The sequence below is a fragment of the Methanosarcina soligelidi genome, assembly GCF_000744315.1.
In the GTDB taxonomy this organism is placed as follows: Archaea; Halobacteriota; Methanosarcinia; order Methanosarcinales; family Methanosarcinaceae; genus Methanosarcina; species Methanosarcina mazei.
In genome coordinates this window covers 2,987,125-3,005,982 of record NZ_JQLR01000001.1, presented here as the reverse complement: position 1 = coordinate 3,005,982, position 18,858 = coordinate 2,987,125, and the positions used below count along the sequence as shown (strand labels likewise).

General features: G+C 40.1%; 14 protein-coding genes and 3 pseudogenes. 5 read left to right on the top strand and 12 right to left on the bottom strand.

The annotated features are described in order from the left end of the window. Positions 1 to 138 precede the first annotated feature (138 nt). The 4 genes from M886_RS12970 to M886_RS12955 all read right to left on the bottom strand — a co-directional run bounded on the left by M886_RS12970 (position 139) and on the right by M886_RS12955 (position 4,358). Positions 139 to 564 carry a potassium channel family protein gene (locus M886_RS12970; protein WP_235203959.1) on the bottom strand — a complete coding sequence of 142 codons (426 nt, stop codon included), beginning with the start codon at positions 562 to 564 and terminating at the stop codon, positions 139 to 141. A 209-nt stretch (positions 565 to 773) separates the two neighbouring features. Beyond that, positions 774 to 2,216, bottom strand: coding sequence for a hypothetical protein (locus M886_RS12965; protein WP_053228897.1), 1,443 nt, complete (start codon positions 2,214 to 2,216; stop codon positions 774 to 776). A gap of 23 nt (positions 2,217 to 2,239) precedes the next feature. Then, the gene (locus M886_RS12960; protein ID WP_048043316.1) at positions 2,240 to 3,004 is read right to left on the bottom strand and encodes an ABC transporter ATP-binding protein; all 765 of its coding nucleotides are present in this window, start codon (positions 3,002 to 3,004) and stop codon (positions 2,240 to 2,242) included. 301 nt (positions 3,005 to 3,305) lie between these two features. Continuing rightward, entirely contained in the window at positions 3,306 to 4,358 is a 1,053-nt protein-coding gene (locus tag M886_RS12955; RefSeq protein ID WP_048045940.1) for an AI-2E family transporter, read from the bottom strand. 289 nt (positions 4,359 to 4,647) lie between these two features. Between M886_RS12955 and M886_RS12950 the strand changes: the two genes are divergently transcribed. Then, complete coding sequence (locus M886_RS12950) at positions 4,648 to 4,851, top strand: hypothetical protein (protein ID WP_152558035.1); 204 nt, start codon at positions 4,648 to 4,650, stop codon at positions 4,849 to 4,851. 90 nt (positions 4,852 to 4,941) lie between these two features. Then, a pseudogene (locus tag M886_RS12940) lies at positions 4,942 to 6,399 on the top strand (IS66-like element ISMma15 family transposase). 203 nt (positions 6,400 to 6,602) lie between these two features. Here the strand turns inward: M886_RS12940 and M886_RS12935 are convergent. The 6 genes and pseudogenes from M886_RS12935 to M886_RS12905 form a co-directional block, all read right to left on the bottom strand. After that, entirely contained in the window at positions 6,603 to 6,962 is a 360-nt protein-coding gene (locus M886_RS12935; protein ID WP_011034761.1) for a TrmB family transcriptional regulator, read from the bottom strand. Between the two features lie 144 nt (positions 6,963 to 7,106). Next, the gene (locus M886_RS12930; RefSeq protein ID WP_011034760.1) at positions 7,107 to 7,583 is read right to left on the bottom strand and encodes a MarR family winged helix-turn-helix transcriptional regulator; all 477 of its coding nucleotides are present in this window, start codon (positions 7,581 to 7,583) and stop codon (positions 7,107 to 7,109) included. Positions 7,584 to 8,287: 704 nt separating this feature from the next. After that, positions 8,288 to 8,815, bottom strand: a pseudogene (locus M886_RS12925) (MMPL family transporter); the annotation flags it as partial. Positions 8,816 to 8,831: 16 nt separating this feature from the next. Continuing rightward, positions 8,832 to 9,928 (bottom strand): annotated as a pseudogene (locus M886_RS17930) (IS630-like element ISMma8 family transposase). A 28-nt stretch (positions 9,929 to 9,956) separates the two neighbouring features. Then, positions 9,957 to 11,864 carry a hydrophobe/amphiphile efflux-3 (HAE3) family transporter gene (locus M886_RS12910; protein ID WP_152558034.1) on the bottom strand — a complete coding sequence of 636 codons (1,908 nt, stop codon included), beginning with the start codon at positions 11,862 to 11,864 and terminating at the stop codon, positions 9,957 to 9,959. A 130-nt stretch (positions 11,865 to 11,994) separates the two neighbouring features. Continuing rightward, the gene (locus M886_RS12905; protein WP_011034758.1) at positions 11,995 to 12,480 is read right to left on the bottom strand and encodes a MarR family winged helix-turn-helix transcriptional regulator; all 486 of its coding nucleotides are present in this window, start codon (positions 12,478 to 12,480) and stop codon (positions 11,995 to 11,997) included. 522 nt (positions 12,481 to 13,002) lie between these two features. Here M886_RS12905 and M886_RS12900 point away from each other — a divergent pair. Next, positions 13,003 to 14,172: an ABC transporter permease gene (locus M886_RS12900; protein ID WP_048038190.1), complete on the top strand. Its 1,170-nt coding sequence runs from the start codon at positions 13,003 to 13,005 to the stop codon at positions 14,170 to 14,172. An 88-nt stretch (positions 14,173 to 14,260) separates the two neighbouring features. On the opposite strand, the gene M886_RS12895 is transcribed toward M886_RS12900, so the two are convergent. Continuing rightward, positions 14,261 to 15,073 carry a sulfite exporter TauE/SafE family protein gene (locus M886_RS12895; protein WP_011034756.1) on the bottom strand — a complete coding sequence of 271 codons (813 nt, stop codon included), beginning with the start codon at positions 15,071 to 15,073 and terminating at the stop codon, positions 14,261 to 14,263. Positions 15,074 to 15,496: 423 nt separating this feature from the next. Between M886_RS12895 and M886_RS12890 the strand changes: the two genes are divergently transcribed. Next, complete coding sequence (locus tag M886_RS12890; protein WP_048051293.1) at positions 15,497 to 16,138, top strand: hypothetical protein; 642 nt, start codon at positions 15,497 to 15,499, stop codon at positions 16,136 to 16,138. A gap of 322 nt (positions 16,139 to 16,460) precedes the next feature. Here M886_RS12890 and M886_RS12885 read toward each other — a convergent pair whose 3' ends face one another. After that, complete coding sequence (locus M886_RS12885) at positions 16,461 to 16,694, bottom strand: hypothetical protein (protein WP_015412847.1); 234 nt, start codon at positions 16,692 to 16,694, stop codon at positions 16,461 to 16,463. A 712-nt stretch (positions 16,695 to 17,406) separates the two neighbouring features. On the opposite strand from M886_RS12885, the gene M886_RS12880 reads away from it, so the two are divergent. Beyond that, positions 17,407 to 18,756, top strand: a complete 1,350-nt coding sequence (locus M886_RS12880) for an APC family permease (protein WP_048038187.1) — start codon at positions 17,407 to 17,409, stop codon at positions 18,754 to 18,756. Positions 18,757 to 18,858 lie beyond the last annotated feature (102 nt).

The window sequence follows — 18,858 nt, the reverse complement described above, 5'->3', positions numbered from 1 at the left end:
CAGAATTCCAGAAAAACTGGTTGAGAATAAAGATGGTTGAGAATAAAGATGGTTGAGAATAAAGATGGTTGAGAATAAAGATGGTTGAGAATAAGATAAAACACAGGGGCACAGGAGAAAGTCTGGAATGGATAGGCTTTACTTTTTTCCTTTTAACTTCCCGATTATTCCAGATAAATTAATTCTGGTTTGATATTCAGTTTCGGGGTTCTTTTGATTTTTAATCTGAGAATTCTCTTTTTCTCGCATCTTCTTATCGATATTTTCCATTCTTTTATCTATTAAATATTCCCCAATCGGAGTGACAAAGCCAACAAGTATCCCCAGTCCCAGAAAAATATCGATTACAGTAAAAATCTTACCCAGGTCTGTTTGAGGCGTAAAATCCCCGTATCCTACAGTTGCCAGTGTTATTACCGAAAAATAGAAAGAATCAAGCCAGCTCCAGCCCTCAACAGAATGATAGAAAAAAGTACCTGAAGCAAGCGTCAGTGTAGTAAGGTACAGAAGGGATCGGAATTTTGGATCCTTAAGAAGCGTTTTTACTGTATTTAAAAACATCATTATTGTAAAAAGAAACGGTATCGTAACCTATATCCCCCACCGCTGTTGATCTTGCTTTGTCCTTTTCTCATGCTATGAATCAGAGAATTCTGAAGGGTTTTCCCCTATTACTTCTCTCTCCAAGGCTTAAAAAGACATCTATGAGGAGGGTTAACCTGTGATTACTCCATGTACAGGAGTAAATACAGGCTTCCAGAAACTGAAAGTTCTTAAAAGCACTGGCAATTGTTACCGTCCCATTTCTCAAAACCTTTCCCGAAGAGGTAAAGGGCAAAAGGAACCAGCAGCAGATCCACAAGAGAATAATAAGGGCCAAACATGGAAAGAACTATGTTAAGCATCAGTAAAGGCACGACCGAAAGCGTATAAAGGGCAAAGGTCTTTGCGTTGTAGAGATTAGTGGACGGGGAAAGCCCGGTAAGGTAAACGAGTACTGCAACCATATACAGTGAAATCGTAAGGAAAAGCAGCATTGATGGGATAAGGGACCCGGGTTCGTTTTTAAGGGCAAGCAGTGTAAGGATTGCCAGCGGAATGAGGTTGAGGAAAAGATAGCTGTTCAGTTTGCTCTTTATCATGTCAGATACTTTCAGGGGGAGAAAGGCGTAAGAAGAAAAAATATCATACTCGGTAAGCCAGTTATACATTGAAGATGAAAGCACACCCAGCACCAGAGCAAAGATTGTAAGTGTACTTAAAGCAGGCATTACTCTTCCCAGAGCGGACAGGAGTATCCATACAAGCGTAAGAGGCAATAAAAAAGAGAAAATTACTTTTCCAAGCCCTCCTTCACTCCTTTTAAGGTCAAGGGAATCTTTTGCAACAAAGGCTGCATATCTGTATGAACCCAGAAGCCTGCATAGTTTTGAAAAAGAGTTTGAAAAACTCTTTTGAGACTGTGGAAAATCGATTTTAAGGAAAATTATTGACAGGGCTGAAGGGACAAGAATCAGGATGCCGGAGTGCAGGAGCTTGCTTACTGAAGGGTCAAGGAAAAAGGAGAGGCTTGGAAGGCTGTAAAGGACATTCTGGTTCATGTTTCCGGATATGTGGAGCAGGAGAATGGAAGCAATGAAGAGGCAGAAAAGTGAGATCTTTCCTGAATGAGCGTAAACTGTGGACAGGAAGAAAACTGTAGAAATACCAATCACAAAAGAAAGGGAAAGGGTCAGAACAAGCGTCAGAAGAACCGAAGGAATACTGAATATCCCAGCAGGGACAAATTCTGCAGCAAGAGAAAAACCTGCAACAAAAGGCAGAATATAGAGAACAAAATAATATACTATATCTTTTCCAAGAAAATTAGCAAAGATAAATCTTTCAGAAACCGGAAGCACGCGTGAAGAATATGCGATCAGGCTTGCCTGCCCGAAGCGTCGGTTCATGAATTCGCGGCTCATGAGCCCGAAAGCACCGATCATACACCCTAGAAGCAGGAAAAAGTAATGTATTCCTAAAGCTATCTGGGTATCGGTAACTATTTCCCTGAAAACAGGCAGGACAAGGCTTACAAAAAATGTAAATAAAAAAATAAAGACCGGAAAGAGGGCAAAACCTCTATGCCCGAAAAGGCTTGAGTGCATCCTCCATTCTTCTTTGACCATGTTTTTGAAAATGTCAAACATAAAATCCCTGCAGATCGTTGTTTTCATAATTACTGTTTTTACACCTGCTCTCAGACCGGGAGAGGAACTTCTGTTGTAGGTTTTTGCATAATATCGTTTGAAATTTCTTTCCGCCTGCTGACAAGATCAAGGAAGAAGCCTTCAAAATTCCTTTTCTGAAGTTCGGGATCGTCAAGGCGGCCTGTATAGACCAGTTTTCCTCTGTAAATTACCCCTATGCTTGTGCAGATCTCTTTTGCAATTTCAAGAATATGAGTGGAAATGAAAATCGTACCTCCATTATTCACATAACCCTTCAGGAAATCCTTGACCTTCTTCTGCATTACAGGATCTAGATTGATAAGAGGCTCATCGATAATGGCAAGTTCTGGCTCATGTAGAAAAGCCTGGGCAAACATAAGTTTCTGCCTTGTGCCTCGTGAAAGGTCTTTGCATAACGAGTCTTTCTGGTCTGCAAAGTCAAAGAAATCAAACCATTTACTGCAGGCTTCTTCATAGTGTTCCATTTTCCGGATTTTTGCAACGAAATGAAGATACTCTTCCGCGGTTAGAAAACTTGGAGGAGTTTCCTGTTCAGGAATAACGCCCACAAGCTCCCTGACTCTAAGAGGGTCTTCGAGTACATTTATCCCGTGAACCCTCAGAGTTCCTGAGGTCGGCTTTATCTGCCCAGTAAGCATTTTAATCATAGTCGTTTTTCCGGAGCCGTTTGGGCCAAGAAGGCCAAAAAGCTCACCTTTTCCTATAGAAAGGTCAACACCGTCTACTGCCTGTGTTTGCCCGTAGAACTTGGAGAGACCCTTTACTTCAATCATATTTCAGGCTCCTTTAAGCTGTGATTTTCCTTAAGTCAAATATCTTTTTACAAATACTCTTTATATATTTTTAAGCCTTTCTGTTTTAAGATATATAATAGGTAATGTGAATAATAAAAGAGAAAGAGAATAAAAGAGAAAGAGAATAAAAGAGAAAGAGAATAAAAGAGAAAGAGAATAAAAGAGAAAGAGAATAAAAGAGAAAGAGAATAAAAGAGAAAGAGAATAAAAGAGAAAGAGAATAAAAAAAGAAAGAGAATAAAAAAGAAAGAAAATAAAAAAGAAAGGGAATATAAAAGAATTAATCTTTATTGTATATATTAATTAGTTCTACATAGGACTCTTTCACAATTATTTTATAGATAATATATATCGGGATTGCGAGTACCATTCCGAGAGGACCTAAAAGTTTGGACGCTGCAAGGGTCAGGATCACACTTAAGAGAGGGTTAATATTTACTTTTTCTGAGATCATGAAAGGAATGAGGTAGAGGTTATCAATAGTCTGGGCAATGACGACGGTTATTACTGCAAAAAGGGCTGTCATCAGGCTGTCTATATAGCCTATAATAACCGGAGGGATTGCTCCCAGGATAGGACCGATATAAGGAATAATATTCAGAAAACCTGCCAGAATGCCCAGAAAAAGCCACCCATCAAGACCTCCGAGATAAAATCCGATACAGCAAATAAGACCTATGATAGCCGACTCAAGCATTTTAGCACTGAAAAAATCCTCCAGCTCACGGCCAATGCTTTCTAAAGCCCTGAGAATTCCATCTGCATGTTCGGGAGGGGCATAAGCATGAATATAATCCCCTATCTTGTTATGGTGCTTGAAATACATGCCAAACATTAGAGGGATTACCAGCACTCCGGTAAGGAAATAGTAAGAAACTTTTGAAACTAGATCCGTAATCCCGGAAAAGATGGTGTTTCCTATCTTTTGCAGGTCTTCAGGTTTTATAAGGCCGGAATCTGCAAGCTTTGAAAGCTCGGACTCGTGCTCGGTAAAAAGGGCTGAGGCTCCGCTTGCATAGTCCTGCTGTATGTTGCCTATGTCCCCTATAAGGGCTCCAATGCCCTGAACCTGGCTGCTGAGGAAAAACAGGACCAGAAGCCCCGAACCTGTAAGCAGGATCAAGCCAACTGTTTTTCTGTTGCAGTTCGGAAACCTGTCCATGCACCTGTTAAATATCTCTATTACTTTTTCCACAATCAGGATAAGGATTGCTCCTGCAATAAGAACTATGAAAATGTCTTCAAAATAGAAGAGAATTGCGAAAAATAAGACAAAAAGTATGGTTGTCAATGCCAGAAACTGCCATATGTTCCTGTTGGTGCTGAGAGGCATGCGTTCCTACCTTTAAATTTCTATCCGGATATTATTAAACTATTTATGAATCTAAGATTTTTAGTTTCCAGATAGTTCTCTGAAAATATAAATAGTAGCTCCTTTGAGTTAAAGAACAGTCTCTTTAAATAATTCATTGAGTTAAAGAATGATCTCTTTATAATTATTTGAGTTAAAGAATGGCATTTTTAAGTCAAAGAGTAATTCCTTTGAGTCCACAAATATATAGAATAGGACTTACGCGGTTGAACTGAAAAACGATGGCGTAAAACCTTCAACTATCTAAACTATGGTTTCAACATCAATGCCTATTGGTCTTGATTTTAAATCTCAAGTGCGTAAGTCCTATAGAAAAGAAAAAAATCAGAAGTTATACTCATGTACCGGAAAAAGCTCTGTAAAAAGAGATGGATTTGTAAAAAGAGATGGATTTGTAAAAAGAGATAAATCTGTAGAAAGAGATAGCTTTGTAAAAAGAGATTATTCGCCGTAACTATTCAGGTAGAGCCTTTGAAAGGCTACAATTTTTCCTCTTTTCGAGGAAAAATTGCATATAAATTGAATCCTATTTCCTTTCGTTATTATGCTTACACGTGAAGAGATTCTTATCATTTATGACGCTGGTCCTGAAGCTGTAATTTCTGTAATCCAGAGGCTTGAGACTATCATAGAAGAACAATCTATTCGTATTGCTGAACTCGAAGAACGTGTAAAGGTATTAGAATCTCGTTTAAACCAAAACAGTCGTAACAGCAGTCGCCCTCCTTCTACTGATTTTTTTATCAAGGAGAAACCTAACCCCAAGAGTCTCCGTAAAAAGAGTGGCAAAAAACCTGGAGGTCAAGATGGTCATCCAGGAACAACTCTTGAAATGGTTGATCATCCTGAGTAGGTAATAGAACATTCTTTGAGTTGCTGCAAAGAATGTGGCCATACTCTTGAGAATGTTGAAGTTGAAGCCTATGAGAAAAGACAGGTCTTTGATATTCCTCCTGTAAATCTGATTGTTACAGAACACAAAAGTCAGATAAAGACCTGCCCTTACTGTGGAAAAATAAATAAAGCTGTTTTTCCTGAATCAGTTAAATATCCAGTTCAGTATGGTCCAAATATTTTAGCTTCAGCTATTTACTGTAAAAATCACCATTTTATCCCCTATGAAAGAATTTCTGAGTTTTTTGAGGATATTATGGGAATAAAAATCTGTCCTGCTACGATAATTAGAGCAGAAAAAGAATGTTTCCAGAATTTAGAGTGTTTTGAAAACATTATTCGAGAGAAATTAATGATTTCTCATGTTGTCCATTTTGATGAAACTGGTATGAAGATCGAAGGAAAACGACACTGGCTTCATGTAGCTTCTAATGAGAAATACACCTGTTATTTACCTCACTCAAAAAGAGGAGCAGAAGCAATAGACGCTATGGGTATTCTTCCGGAGTTTAAGGGAGTAGCAGTTCACGACGGATGGAAACCTTACAACGTTTATGACTGTGATCATGCTCTCTGTAATGCTCATTTACAGAGAGAACTTACTGGAATTGAAGAGAACTATAAACAGCAGTGGGCTAAAGAAATGAATGAATTGCTCACTGAGATGAAAAAGTATACCGACGAATGCAAGGATCAAGTCAAAGAACTGGATTTTGAGCAAATTAAAGCATTGGAAGAAAGGTTCGATGCTATCATAATTAAAGGAATTGAAGAAAATCCACAATCTCTAAATCCTGAAAAGAAAGGAAAACGTGGAAAAAATCCAAAAACAAAAGCAAGGAATCTGCTAGATAGGTTTATAGAACACAAAGAAAATATTCTGAGATTCCTGACAGATTTGAAAGTTCCGTTTGAGAATAATCAAGCAGAAAGAGATATCAGGATGATGAAATTACAGCAGAAAATATCAGGAACTTTCAGAACTATACAAGGAGCGGAAGCTTTCTGCAGAATTAGAGCTTACATCTCTACAATTAGAAAGAACGGATTACCTGTTTTGGAGGGTATTATAGCGGCGCTCAAGAGAGCGCCGTTAACTATACCCTGAATAGTTACTATTCGCCTTTCATTTTTTCAATCATTCTTTTGTTCAGGCATTCCAAATTTCAATCATTCTTATTTATCAGACTTCTATCTTATCAGACTTCTATCTTATCAGACTTCTATCTTATCAGACTTCTATCTTATCAGACTTCTATCTTATCAGACTTCTATCTTATCAGACTTCTATCTTATCAGACTTCTATCTTATCAGACCTTAATCCTTTCTCTATAAAAACCTTCAGAAACAAAATCACTGTTTCCGGGATTCAGGGAATTCAGTTCACTGGCAGTTTCCCTTAAAAAGAGCAAAAAATCCGACTTTAACCTTAAAATGAGCTCTTCTGGCTGGATGCAGCAAAAAATGGTTGGTTCACCTTCGATTATTCTGACATAACCTTTTTTCTCCATCGTTCTGAGAGTTCCATATATCTTGGGTCTCGGAACTCCCGCATTTTCGGCAATTTCACTTGCCTTTGCCTGTTTCAGGCAGACAAGACTCGAATAAACCTTGGCTTCGTTGCCGGTAAAACCCAATTTCTGAAGGTTCTCAATAAGCTTAAGAGTCATTCAGGCTTCCTCCTTCTTAATGTTCCGGGATCTGATCTAACTGAAAATTTCATTATCCAGCGATTCTATTACCTCTTAAATTCCCTCAAGAATTTTGCTGTCTTTAAAGAATATTATTTATTAAACTCTCCATCTACTATACTGTCACCTTAAGCCGGCAGCTCTGCTTGCTTCTATTTTTCCCAGGATTCTTACCATGGTCTCAAGGCTTTCCATATAACTCTCAATGTCCTCATCATCGACAAACTGAAGCAACTCTTCAGATATTTCAGTGGTAATCTGGCTTAAGTCATTATAATAGTCAAGCCCTTTTTCAGTCAAAGAAACAAGCACTTTTCTCCTGTCATTGGTGTCGGTTTTTCTGAAAACGATCCCCTTCTTTTCCAGGTCGTCAACCATCCTTGTTAAACTGCTCTTATCCATTCCTGTATACTTTCCAAGAGTGGAGGGCATAATTTCTCCTTCAATTCCCATGATCTTAATTACAATGGGCTGGTTCTTGCTCAGTTCCCTGAACTTGCCTGCTGTTTTTTTCTGAAAGGTCTGCTCAAAAATCAGGTTAGCAAGAGCGTCCCTTTCCACTGATAACAGAATTATCTTACTCAGTATTGCCTCATCCATTTTTACCATTCCTTTTTAGCGTACCTGGCCAATCCCCATGAAAAATAACCTGTAACTTCCGGGACTATAACAAACTACCATGAATAAACAAATCTCCACGAATAAATTGAATTTACAATTATACAAAATCATATAATTGATAATCATACAGTTGATAAATCAACTAATATTAGATACTATATAAGTATTTCGACATTATCGATCCGGTCTTAAAAGTCAAACCTGAAAATTGAACACAATATAAAACCCATCTTAATTCCTGAACCTGCTCTGTACTTGATTTATATAGTACCTTCAAAGGCCTGTCTGGTGACATCCAGAGTCGAAAGAATGATAGAAAAATCCGGAACCTTCAATGAAGTTCACTGCAATAAGTATTCAGTTCGTCCTCCTGAGCGAAGCGAAAAGGACAGCGGACTGAAGAGACGCAAATCTGCCGAAAAGGAAAGAGTACTGTAGAGCCGCAACTCTGCCGGAAAGGACCCCGTTCTCCTGAAGCAGAATTCGGGCAAACAGGACTCCTTCTTCCCGATACAGGACTCAGGCGAGAAAAAAGAGCTTGAATCACGACTTATCCGGCACTCAGGTCTCGATTCATAAGTTCACAGGGATAAGTTCACAGGGATAAGTTCACAGGGCAGCGAATAAGTCTGATTTCATGCTCTTTTCTTCTCCGGGCGGTGAGTTTATCCGACCCGTGCCATTCAGGTAACTGAATATTTTGCCCTCAGGTTTTTCATGAAAACCCCAATTTTCTCCAGTATTCCGGGCTTTTTTCCTCCCTGGCTGTCCATGAGGACTATCAGGGGTGGGAAAATAACGAAGGTTACAACCAGTGCCAGGAGGACATCTATGACAGTCACCAGTCCGAAATTACTTATCATGGGGAAAGGTGAAAATATAAGGGCTGCAAACCCGAAAACTGTTGTGGCTCCCGAAGCGATAAGGGCAGTGCCAGTGGTGGAAGAAGCCTGGAAAATAGCTTCCACAGGGCTCATTCCAGCATTCTTTTCTTCAAAATAACGTTCCATCATAAGGATCGCATATTCAGAGCCCACTCCAAGAATCAGCGCACCCATAACTGCAGTCATTGGGTTATAGGCAATTCCAAGCCCTTCCATGACAAGGCCTGACCATCCGATTACCACCAGCATCGGGATAATGGGAGAAAGAGCCTTTACGATGTTCCTGTAAACAACCAGGAGACCCACAAATACCAGGAAAACACCTAGTGTCTTAGCAACTTAATTATGGTGCATAATGCTTGGACATTTTCTCATCAGCAACTTTTCTCGTAAACTTCCAGTTGATCTTACTTTCATGTTCATTTCTTCTCTTTGTCCATGCACCCACTTCGTGGGTAAGTGTCTGCATATCTCCGATCCTTCTGTCTGTACATTCAATATCCATTACATTGATCTCTATTTCTGCAGCATTAAGCCAACTTGCATGTTTTGGTGTGTAATGGAATTCTATCTTGTCCAGAATCTTTTTTGCTTCCTCTTCGCTGAATGTTTCGTAGAATGACTTTTCTTTATGGATATTGAGATTATCCGTAACCAGTCGGATGACTTCAGCTTCAGAATATTTTTCAGTAAGGAGAATTTTCACGAATTGTGCAAAATCCTTCATAGTTCTTCTTTCGGTGACTTGAGTCACCCTTTTTCCTGCTTTAAATTCTACTGCCACGAATACATTTGCGGTTCCATTCCTGACATATTCGTAATCATATTTTTCTGGACTTCCAGGTTTCATTGGGATAGCTTTCCTCTTATCTCCAAGAAGTTGTTTTGGTTTCTCGTCAAGGCATATGAGAGGTTTTTTCGGGTCATATTTTTCTTCATAGAGGTTGAGAATGTTGTACATTCTTTCTCTATACTCGGCATTTATCTTTTGAATGCACCACATCCGTCTTAACCAAGGTTTAGTTTTGCTTTTTTTAGAATAAGCCGGATGCTCTCCTTGTTTATTGTTTCAAACCCTTCTCTCATCTTCAGTTCTTCAGTAAGCAGTACAAGTGTCCACTTTTTTCTTCCATCAGGAGGTTTGGTACATGCTTGCGCTATGATTTCAGCCGTGTGCTTTTCGGTGTATTTTATAGGCTGGCCAGTTCTTGTTTTATCTTCAAGAGCGCTTTGGAGACCTTCATCCAAGTACCTTTTCTTGATTCGCCCAACAGTATTCCTACTAACATTCAATATCTCTACGATCTCGGTGTTCTTTTTATTCTTGTTGGCAAGTAACAGGATTCGTGCTCTTGTTAGTTCTCGTGCACTTTTCTGTCCCTTTTTAACAAAGTCTATGAGGTACTGCACCTCATCTTCTTCAAGTTTTATTTTTGCCATGAATGAAGATACAGATGGGATTCAAAGTTTATAATAATGACTCAAAATTAAGTTGCCATGACACTAGTAAAGTCATCTGACTTCTGCCTGTTGTGAGCCCGGCAAGCATATCAATAATAACTACAGAGTTTCCCGTAACCGTAACCGAAACTCCGGGAGGCGGCTGCAACCATTGTATATCCTGCAGGATAATATCCCTGAGCTCTTTAATTCCTGCAACTTCAAGGTCTGCCATTGCGTTTCCTATATCGAGGTCGATATGAAGCAGCTGACCTCCTTCTATGTATTGCTGTTTCTGGCTTGCGGGGATTTCGTCATATATCGCCTGAATTTCCTCCGAAGTCTCGGGAATTATCCCGCTGTTTCGTTCTTTTACGAGATCTACAATGCTTGAGGCACTATGAACATGCCCTCTGTTTTCAACCTCGTGCCGGCAAAACTCATCTATCCACCTCAGCAACTCCGGATCACTTGTATCTTTTACTCTCAGGATAACATTCAGGTGGTCCCCAGACCCCGATAATATATTCTGCATGTTTTTATAATTGATCAGGGAAGGCATGTCCTGAGGGATAAAGGAATTGGTGTCTGTCTGGATGGGAATTGACTGGTCAACATAAAGCCCTGCACAGCAGGTAAAAAGGGCAAATATAAGGACCAGTGTAGAATATTTGAGCGTAAGACCAGTGATTTTTCTCAGGATTTTTTCAATTATTCCAGGTTCACGCTCTCCAGTGACGGAAATAGAACCATATCCAGAATATTCAGAATTTTTGGAGTCTGATTCTAACCCGTGATCTTCACTATCGTCCGCTTTGCTCTTTTTTAATTTCTTCATAAATAATCCATACGGATTCTTTCGAGAGATCCAGTCAAAACTGTAAAGGGTAATCAGCCCGAAAAAGAGTGAAGAAATGTAACACATGATTACACCTATGAGCAGGAGTTTTCCAAAGTCCTGGATCATAGGGACAACAGAAGTAAATAGAGAGATAAAACCGAGAGCTGTCATTACAAGAGCTATCAACACTGCAGGTGCTGTGTTCTTGACCGTAGATACAAGAGCCTGAGAAGAAGTTTTTCCTGCCCGGATCTCCTCTTCCATCCTGTTGTGGAACTGAATAGAATAGTCGATTCCAATGCCTATCAATACTGGAAAAGCTGCCATTGAAACCATTGTCATAGGCACTCCGAGATACCCCATGACCCCGAAAGTAAAAAGGACTCCTAACAATACAACAGGGAGCGGAAGCAGTCCCCACCTGACATTCCTGAACACAAGTAAAAGTACGACCACCATAAGTATCCCGGCAATTCCCAGAAGAGTGCCCATACTGGTCCCCATCTCACTTTGAATGTCAAGCATCAGGGAAGGCTTGCCTGTAAGAGTCAATTTATAGCCAGGAGGAAATTCAGCTCCTTCCAGCGCGAGTTCTATGTTATTGATCATGTCTTCCTGCTGCTGGTTTGTGCTGTCCCCTTCTATCTGAATAATTATGAGCGCATGGGTTTTATCAATTACCAGGTTTTTGAAATACTCCGGGTATCTCTCCATCATTTCCCGGATTTCACGGTCAGAATCCGGAATCTTTAACCTCCCCGACTCTGCATAATTAATTTGCTTTATAATGGAAGCAGGACTTGAAACTGTGGTGACTCCGGGAACAATAAGGACCTGCTGCTCGAGAAGGTCGGCAGCTTTCATGATAGCCCGGGTACCCACATCATTTCCCTCAACCATCAATATGATGCTATCCGTGCTGAAAGTTTTCAGGAAAAGATGGTCATAGTCCTTGTATAGCTGCGAATCTTTTGATACCTGGGTCTCGGTTCCAGATGCCATTTCAATATACTGGGCACCCTGCAGGGAAAGAAGGATCAGCAAAAATACAAGGGCCATTGTAACCTTACGGTTATTCAGAATAAAAAATCCCATTTTTTCAAAAACGTTTTTTATAAGAAATCCCCCTGAGGAGGCTGTTTTTCACTTAGGTATGTTTTTCAGTCAGGTTTGTTACGGATTACAGTATATTTTATCCGGGATTCGGGTTTTACTGCACTTGATATTATTTACCATTTGATATTGAGGAATCAATTTTCCTCAAAACTCGAAGCATTGTTTCAAGGCTATTTTCAAAATCCCGGAAGTCCTGCTCCCCAGCTAACCCCAGGAGCTCCACAGACATCTCCTCGCTTATTTTATTCAGTATTTCGGAACACTTTTCCCCTTTTTCAGTCAGGGAAACGAGGACTTTCCTGCGGTCTTCAGGGTCGTTATTTCTCCGGACAAACCCTTTTTCTTCAAGAGAATCCACCATCCTTGAAAGGCTGCTGCGGTCCATGCCCATATATATCCCTATAGTTGAGGGCATAATTTCCTTTTCCAGCCCGATTATCATGAGGGCAGCAGGTTGATTTTTGCTGAGTTCTTTAAGTTCGGCGTTTTTGGATGCAGCTATTTTTTTAAAAAACATTTCTTCAAACAATTTGCTGTGAAGTGCCCGGAATTCAAGGTCCATCAACCTTATCTTCTTAATTCTTTCGGGGTCCATTTTTCCTCCAGGGTCCTAAAGCAGGAGTTAATAATATACCGGCAGGTGAAATTTGATTATAGTAGGAAGATAGTTCGTATTTGGATTGATGAAAATTCATCAAAAATGTAGTAATCGAGACGATTCAATACTATTTAAAAATATCCATCAGCAAAATTTGCCTGCATTTTTGGAAGAAATGCTCCTCATTATCAAACATTGGGAAAAGTAAGGTGATGAGAGTATAGTTGCACCTGAAATATTGTGCTTTTTTCCCGTTGCCAGAAACAGATTTATATTAGCCCTCTAAAAATGAATACAGAAGTGTAAATTTCAGGAATGCCTGGAAAATCAGATACTTTTCATTGTTTGATTATTCGAAATTTATGGAGCCCCGAATATCCGAAAAAATCTAATCACTTAAAGTCCCTGAAGTCGGAATCTTAAAAGTGAAATGCTGAGAAGGTTGAACTTGCCTGAAACTTTGCAGGTATGATGTTCCTGAAAACCTGGCAGTCTGGTAAGATAAGGGAGTTTATCCAGATGTATGAACTGAAAATTGCTTTAAGGCAGATATTATCCAGAAAAAAGCAGACCCTTTTTGCTATACTTGCCGTTGCTCTGGCAGTTGCCGTTATCACAGTGATGATGGCAATGCTTTCAGGTTTTCAGGACGAGCTTGTAAGGTCAAGCATCGAAAATAACCCCCATATCGTTATCAGTCCTCAGGATGAGGGAGAAGAGTTCATCCATCTTTACAGGTACACCTCAGCTTTAATTGCTAAAAAAGAAGGGGTTATAGCCGTATCCCCCAAATACCTGGGCCAGGCTGCGCTTGAATATCGGGACAATGCCGAAGGTGTTTCACTTCAGGGAGTTAACCCTGAATCCGAAGAGAACGTTATGAGGGTAAATAAAGACGTTATAGAAGGAGACCTCCTGACCCTTGTCCATACGAAGTACGGAATCCTTCTCGGTGACAGGCTTGCGGAAAATCTTGAGGTCCATATAGGGGATAGGGTGGACGTTGTTTTTCCAGGATCGCAGACAACTTCCTTTAAGGTGGTAGGCCTGGTTCATACCGGTACTGCTGCAGATGAAACCATAGCCTATGCAAGACTGGATTCAGTACAGGACTTTTTCAATGAACCCGGAGTAGTAAGCACCATAGGGGTAAGGGTTGCAGATCCTTACCAGGCAAACGTTATCGCATCTTCGATTGAGAGGGAAACCGGGCTGAATGCAGTAAGCTGGAGTGAAGCAAACGCCGAAATCCTCGGGCTTCTGGAAACCCAGATGGTTTTTGTAAATATTTTTTACCTCCTCATTTACGGGATTGCAGGCTTTGGGATTGCAAACACCCTTATTACCATTGTTGCCCAGAGGACAAGGGAAATAGGAATCCTGAAAGCTATGGGAGCCTCGCAAAAAAGCATAATGGTGATATTTATTTTCCAGTCACTGGTTCTCGGAGCCATAGGCCTGGTCCTCGGCACGGTTCTGGGTTATATTACAATTGTTGCGCTTCAGAACTATAAAATAGAGGTCCCTCAGGAGATGTATTTCGGGCTTCAGACCCTGCCCCTTGAAGTAGAAGCACTCAATTTTGTATATGCCGCTTTCTTTGCTTTCATCGTCAACATCCTCTCAGGGATTTATCCTGCGCGCAAAGCCTCAAAACTCGACCCTGTAAAAGCTATTGAAAGCGCCTGAAAAAGAGAGATTATGAAAGCTATCGAGAGTCCCTGAACAGGAGAGATTATAATCCTCAACAATTTAAGTTCTGAAATGGCCTGATTCGTCAGAGAATTCCTATCATTTCCAGCCCCACGTAGATCATGAGAAGTACAAAAAGATGCTTCAGGTACTCGGGATTTACGATATGAGCTATATCTGCCCCTTTTCTTGCCGCAAAAAAACCGGGAATTGCCAGCAGAACCCAGTTAAGAAGATTTATATATCCAAGGGAATAAGGCGGAAGTCCAGGCTGGCCCCATCCGTGGATTATGTATCCAAGTGAGCCTCCAAAGGATGTGAACATTATTACCGCAGCCGAAGTCCCTACAGCTTTCAACATGTCAAAATGCAGGAAAATCAACATAATGGGGATTCCAATTACTCCTCCTCCTATTCCGAGAAGCCCGGAAAAAAAGCCTATGAGGATACCGGCAAAGATGTAAGAGAGTTTCCTGGTGCTTATCTCTTCTGTTTCTTTTGCAGCAGGTGTTTTATAGGTCCTGACCGCTCCGATAATGACCACAATACCAAAGGTTGTGCTCAGTACGGATGCAGGAAGGTAAGATGCTACAGCCGAACCCCCGAAACTGGCAACCGACCCGAAAATTCCCATAAGAGTTGCCTGCCTCCATAGCACAGCCTTCTTCCGCTGGTACTTCAGAGTTACACTGATGGAATTTAACAGGATTACAAAAAGGCTTGTTCCGAGAGCTATCCTTATGGCAATGTCAGGATGAAGCCCGTTTTCCTGCAAAAGCCAGTACTGGACCGGGAACATGATAAAACCCCCTCCTACTCCCAGCAGGCCAGAAATTACACCTGTAAATGCGCCTGTGAGAAAGAGGGTTACAATATAAAGAGGCTCTACAGAAGTCATTTTAATATCCTGATTTTCAGTATTCTATTTTCGGGATATAAGGACAGTTCTAAGGTTAAGGACATTCCTTTAATTAAGAAATAACTCGGATTAAGAACAGGTTTCAGGTCTCTTTTTACATGGGATTTGCAGCTTATTTGAGTTAATAGTATCGTACTGGAAATATACGGTACTGCCACTTATCGTTAGACGGAAAAACCCGGAACTTGCAGAGAAGTCATACTTGAAGGGATAAATCATGGGTTAAGAGGGTGACTGTTTCTCTTAAATAATTTACCCATGAAAAGTCTTTTTTTCTGCGCAACAAATATTTAAAATGAATTGTAAGTTATTATCCAGAAGCAGGTTTACAAACGTTTACCATAATCAGTTAACCATACCGGCTTTATAATTCTACGAAAACCGGGTTAAAGAGGCGCTTTTATGATAAAAATAGATTTACACGGCACATACAACCTTTATTATGCGATTCTTGGAATGCGGAACCCCATGAATTCCTGGCACCTTATGGACAGCAGCGAGCCTGATCAGGCAGGGAACTGTACACTTGGGGAAAAAGACCTTAACCTTGCCCAGCGCCTGACTCTCGCAGGAAACGAGCACGGCAAGTTTCTCCGGTTCATTACGGTCTGTTTTGACCTCACAGCTCCCCTTTATTGGTGGAAAGAGTTTGATACATACAAGTTTACGGAAAAGAATTCAACCTCAACAATGCATAAGCTTACAAGCAGGGGCCTTGCTCCTCATGATTTTTCTTTTGATGAGATGACCGAATACAGGAACACACAGATAAGACACCTGAATGACCTTATCAAGGCTTACAAATCGCGTGAAGGAGACAGCGAGGAGGACAATGCTTACCGGAAAGCAGTTTTTAGGGAGCTTGTTCAGGACCTTCCGAGCGCTTACATGCAGAAGAGGACAGTCATAACAAACTATGCCGAACTCAGGAACATTTATTTCCAGCGCCGCCACCACAAGCTTGATGAGTGGAGAGAGTTCTGTGACTGGATGAAAGAAAATCTTCCTTATGCACAGGAACTTATCTGCATAGAAAAAGATTAAAACAGAAGATGGATATGAAAATAACAGTTAAAAGTAGTTTTTCAGGGTTTTAAAAACCCTGTTTCTATCTTCTATTTCAAATTTTTTTAAAATTCCCTTTTATCTATATCAGTATAATATATTATAAAATATATTGTAATATGCTACAATATACTATAATATACTATAATAGACTATAATAGACTATAATAGACTATAATAGACTACAATATAATATAATATAATATAATATACTACAATACGTCACATTATTATTTTAATAGTCTATTGGATTTATTCCATTTTTGATATTTACTTCCACGCCGAACTAAAAATAGTGAGTTCAGGCTGCAATATCAAAAGGATAAATTTCCTCCCATCTATCTCCTGTAAACGAACTGATGCCTCCTTCTTCTATCCTCATCTGCATTGTGTCCCCTCCCAGTCTGATAGTTATAAAGTCTCCACATTCGTAATAATCGCATTTAACAGGAGAAGAATTCCCGTATCGCAAAAAGGCAGTGCCGCAGTCATACAGAACGAGATAATCATTACCTGATTGGAATTTTCGCTTCATGTGGGGGTCTCCATGACTTCGAATTCTCTTGTAGTGCAAATTATTAAATTTATTTTTAATGTATTGTTATATTTCTTTATTAATTTTTTGCCTGTGTTATATTTCTCCTCTATTTAACCGGAGTGGAGTTCTTCCAGATAACCCGAATAAAAAAATAATATATAGATGGATTGATACCTAGATAAAAATAACATATAGATTAATTGATAACCCGAATAAAAAAATAACATATAGATGGATTGATACCTAGATAAAAATAACATATAGATTAATTGATAACCTAGATAAAAATAACACATAGATGGATTGATAATCCAGAAGAATTGAGATAAAAAGAATAAAAAAGGAGATAGACAGCCATAATCCAGGTCTACTTTATTACTTTTAATGCTTTTTTAAGGTTTTTCTTCCTGTTTTCAGCTTTCAACACCTTTTTTCAACTTTTATTCTCTTTATAGTAAGATCGCCAGAAAAACTGGCCTGAAATTTTACATTATTTTTTAAGTGAGATTCCTGCTTGGGAATGATATCTCCGGGCTTATTAGATATTTTACCTTTATGCAGGTCTCAAATAGAATACCTGCAGCCTAAAAAACGCAAAGGTTATAGGGCTGAAAGTTTTTTCTATCTCTTCACCTTTACTTCATATTCCCATAGCCGCCGGTAAAACCTGTTGATAAGTATGAATCCTTAAACTTGAAGGATAAAAATCATGACAGAACTGAAAAAAACAGTAACTCTGGGGCGAGGTGTGGTCCTTGCAATTCTTATGGTCATAGGTTCGGGACTCCTCGGACTGCCCGGTCTGGTCGCCGATGCGGGAACGGTTCAGGAAGTAGTTTTCGGCTGGCTCCTGATTATCCTGGCTGCAATGCCTCTTATTCAGATCTGTGCAGAACTTGGAAAGAAATTCCCATATTCAGGGGGACTTTTTCATTATGCCCGTGAGGCTGTAGGAGAATGGGGAGGATATGCAGTAACCGCTCTCGTCTGTGGTTCCTTCATCCTTGGAGAACCGGCTGTTGCCCTCATTGGCGGAGAGTATCTTCAGCATATCTTTGGCCTGTCTGATTATGGAGTGCATCTGCTGGCTTTTCTCATTATCACAGCCATGACTCTTATAACGGTTGCCGGAGTCAGGCTTGTTTCATTTTTCAACTACGCAGCGGTAGTCATACTTTTGTTCCTGATTGCAGCACTTACTTTCTATAACTTCAATTTCTTTTCCTCGGGGCTGGTTTTTTCAATAAATGCTCTATTTGAAGGCATATCAGGAATTACAGGCATGGTTTTGGGAATTTCCGGCTCCGATAGTCCTGTCCATTTTCCTGACCCTTATAATGTCTGGAAAATTTCTGCCCTGCTTTTCTGGGCTTTTCTGGGCTGGGAGAATATGTCATTTGGGCTGGGAGAACTACAGAATCCCGAAAAAAATGTTAAGCGGGTTTTCTGGCTAAGCTTCGGGTTGACAATTTTTATTTACCTGATGCTTGCAGCCACAAGTATAGGAGCAGATGCTGACGGAATTCCCCTTAGCGGGGCTTCCGGGCTTGTGGAGCTGGTTAAATTTACGCCTCCGGGAAATTTGCTTATCTGGCTGATGGGCGTAGTTATCATTGCCAATGTGACCTGCTGGAATTTTGCTTCAAGCCGTCTTGTCTACGCATCAGGAAAGGAAGAAGTACTTCCGGCTTTTCTGGGTAAAATTTCAAAACGGGGACAGCCCATGGCAAGCATCTTGAGCATGTATATTGCTTTTGTGCTGGTGCTTCTGATAACCTGTGTGTTCGATATTTCAGTTTCTTCCCTGCTCATGCTTGTGAACCAGAATTTCCTCTTCCTTTACGGCTTTATTCTGCTCTCTTACTGGAAGACAGAAACCGGCTGGAGGCGCTGGGTGTATTCGGGTTTTTCCTTCCTTTCCATTTCCTTCCTTGTCTCGGGCTTTACCTGGAAAATTCTGTATTCTGTTGCTCTTACAGGAATCGGGTATTACGGTTTTGTCAGGAAAAACGCAAAGAAGAAAGAAAAGGAAGAAAAAGCAGCTTATACGGCTTATTAAGGTCTGCAAAACCGAACCTTTAAATCAATTTCTACTTAACCTGTAGTGGCGAATATATATAAGTAGCACAAAATATATTTGCTGATAAATATTCGTTAATAA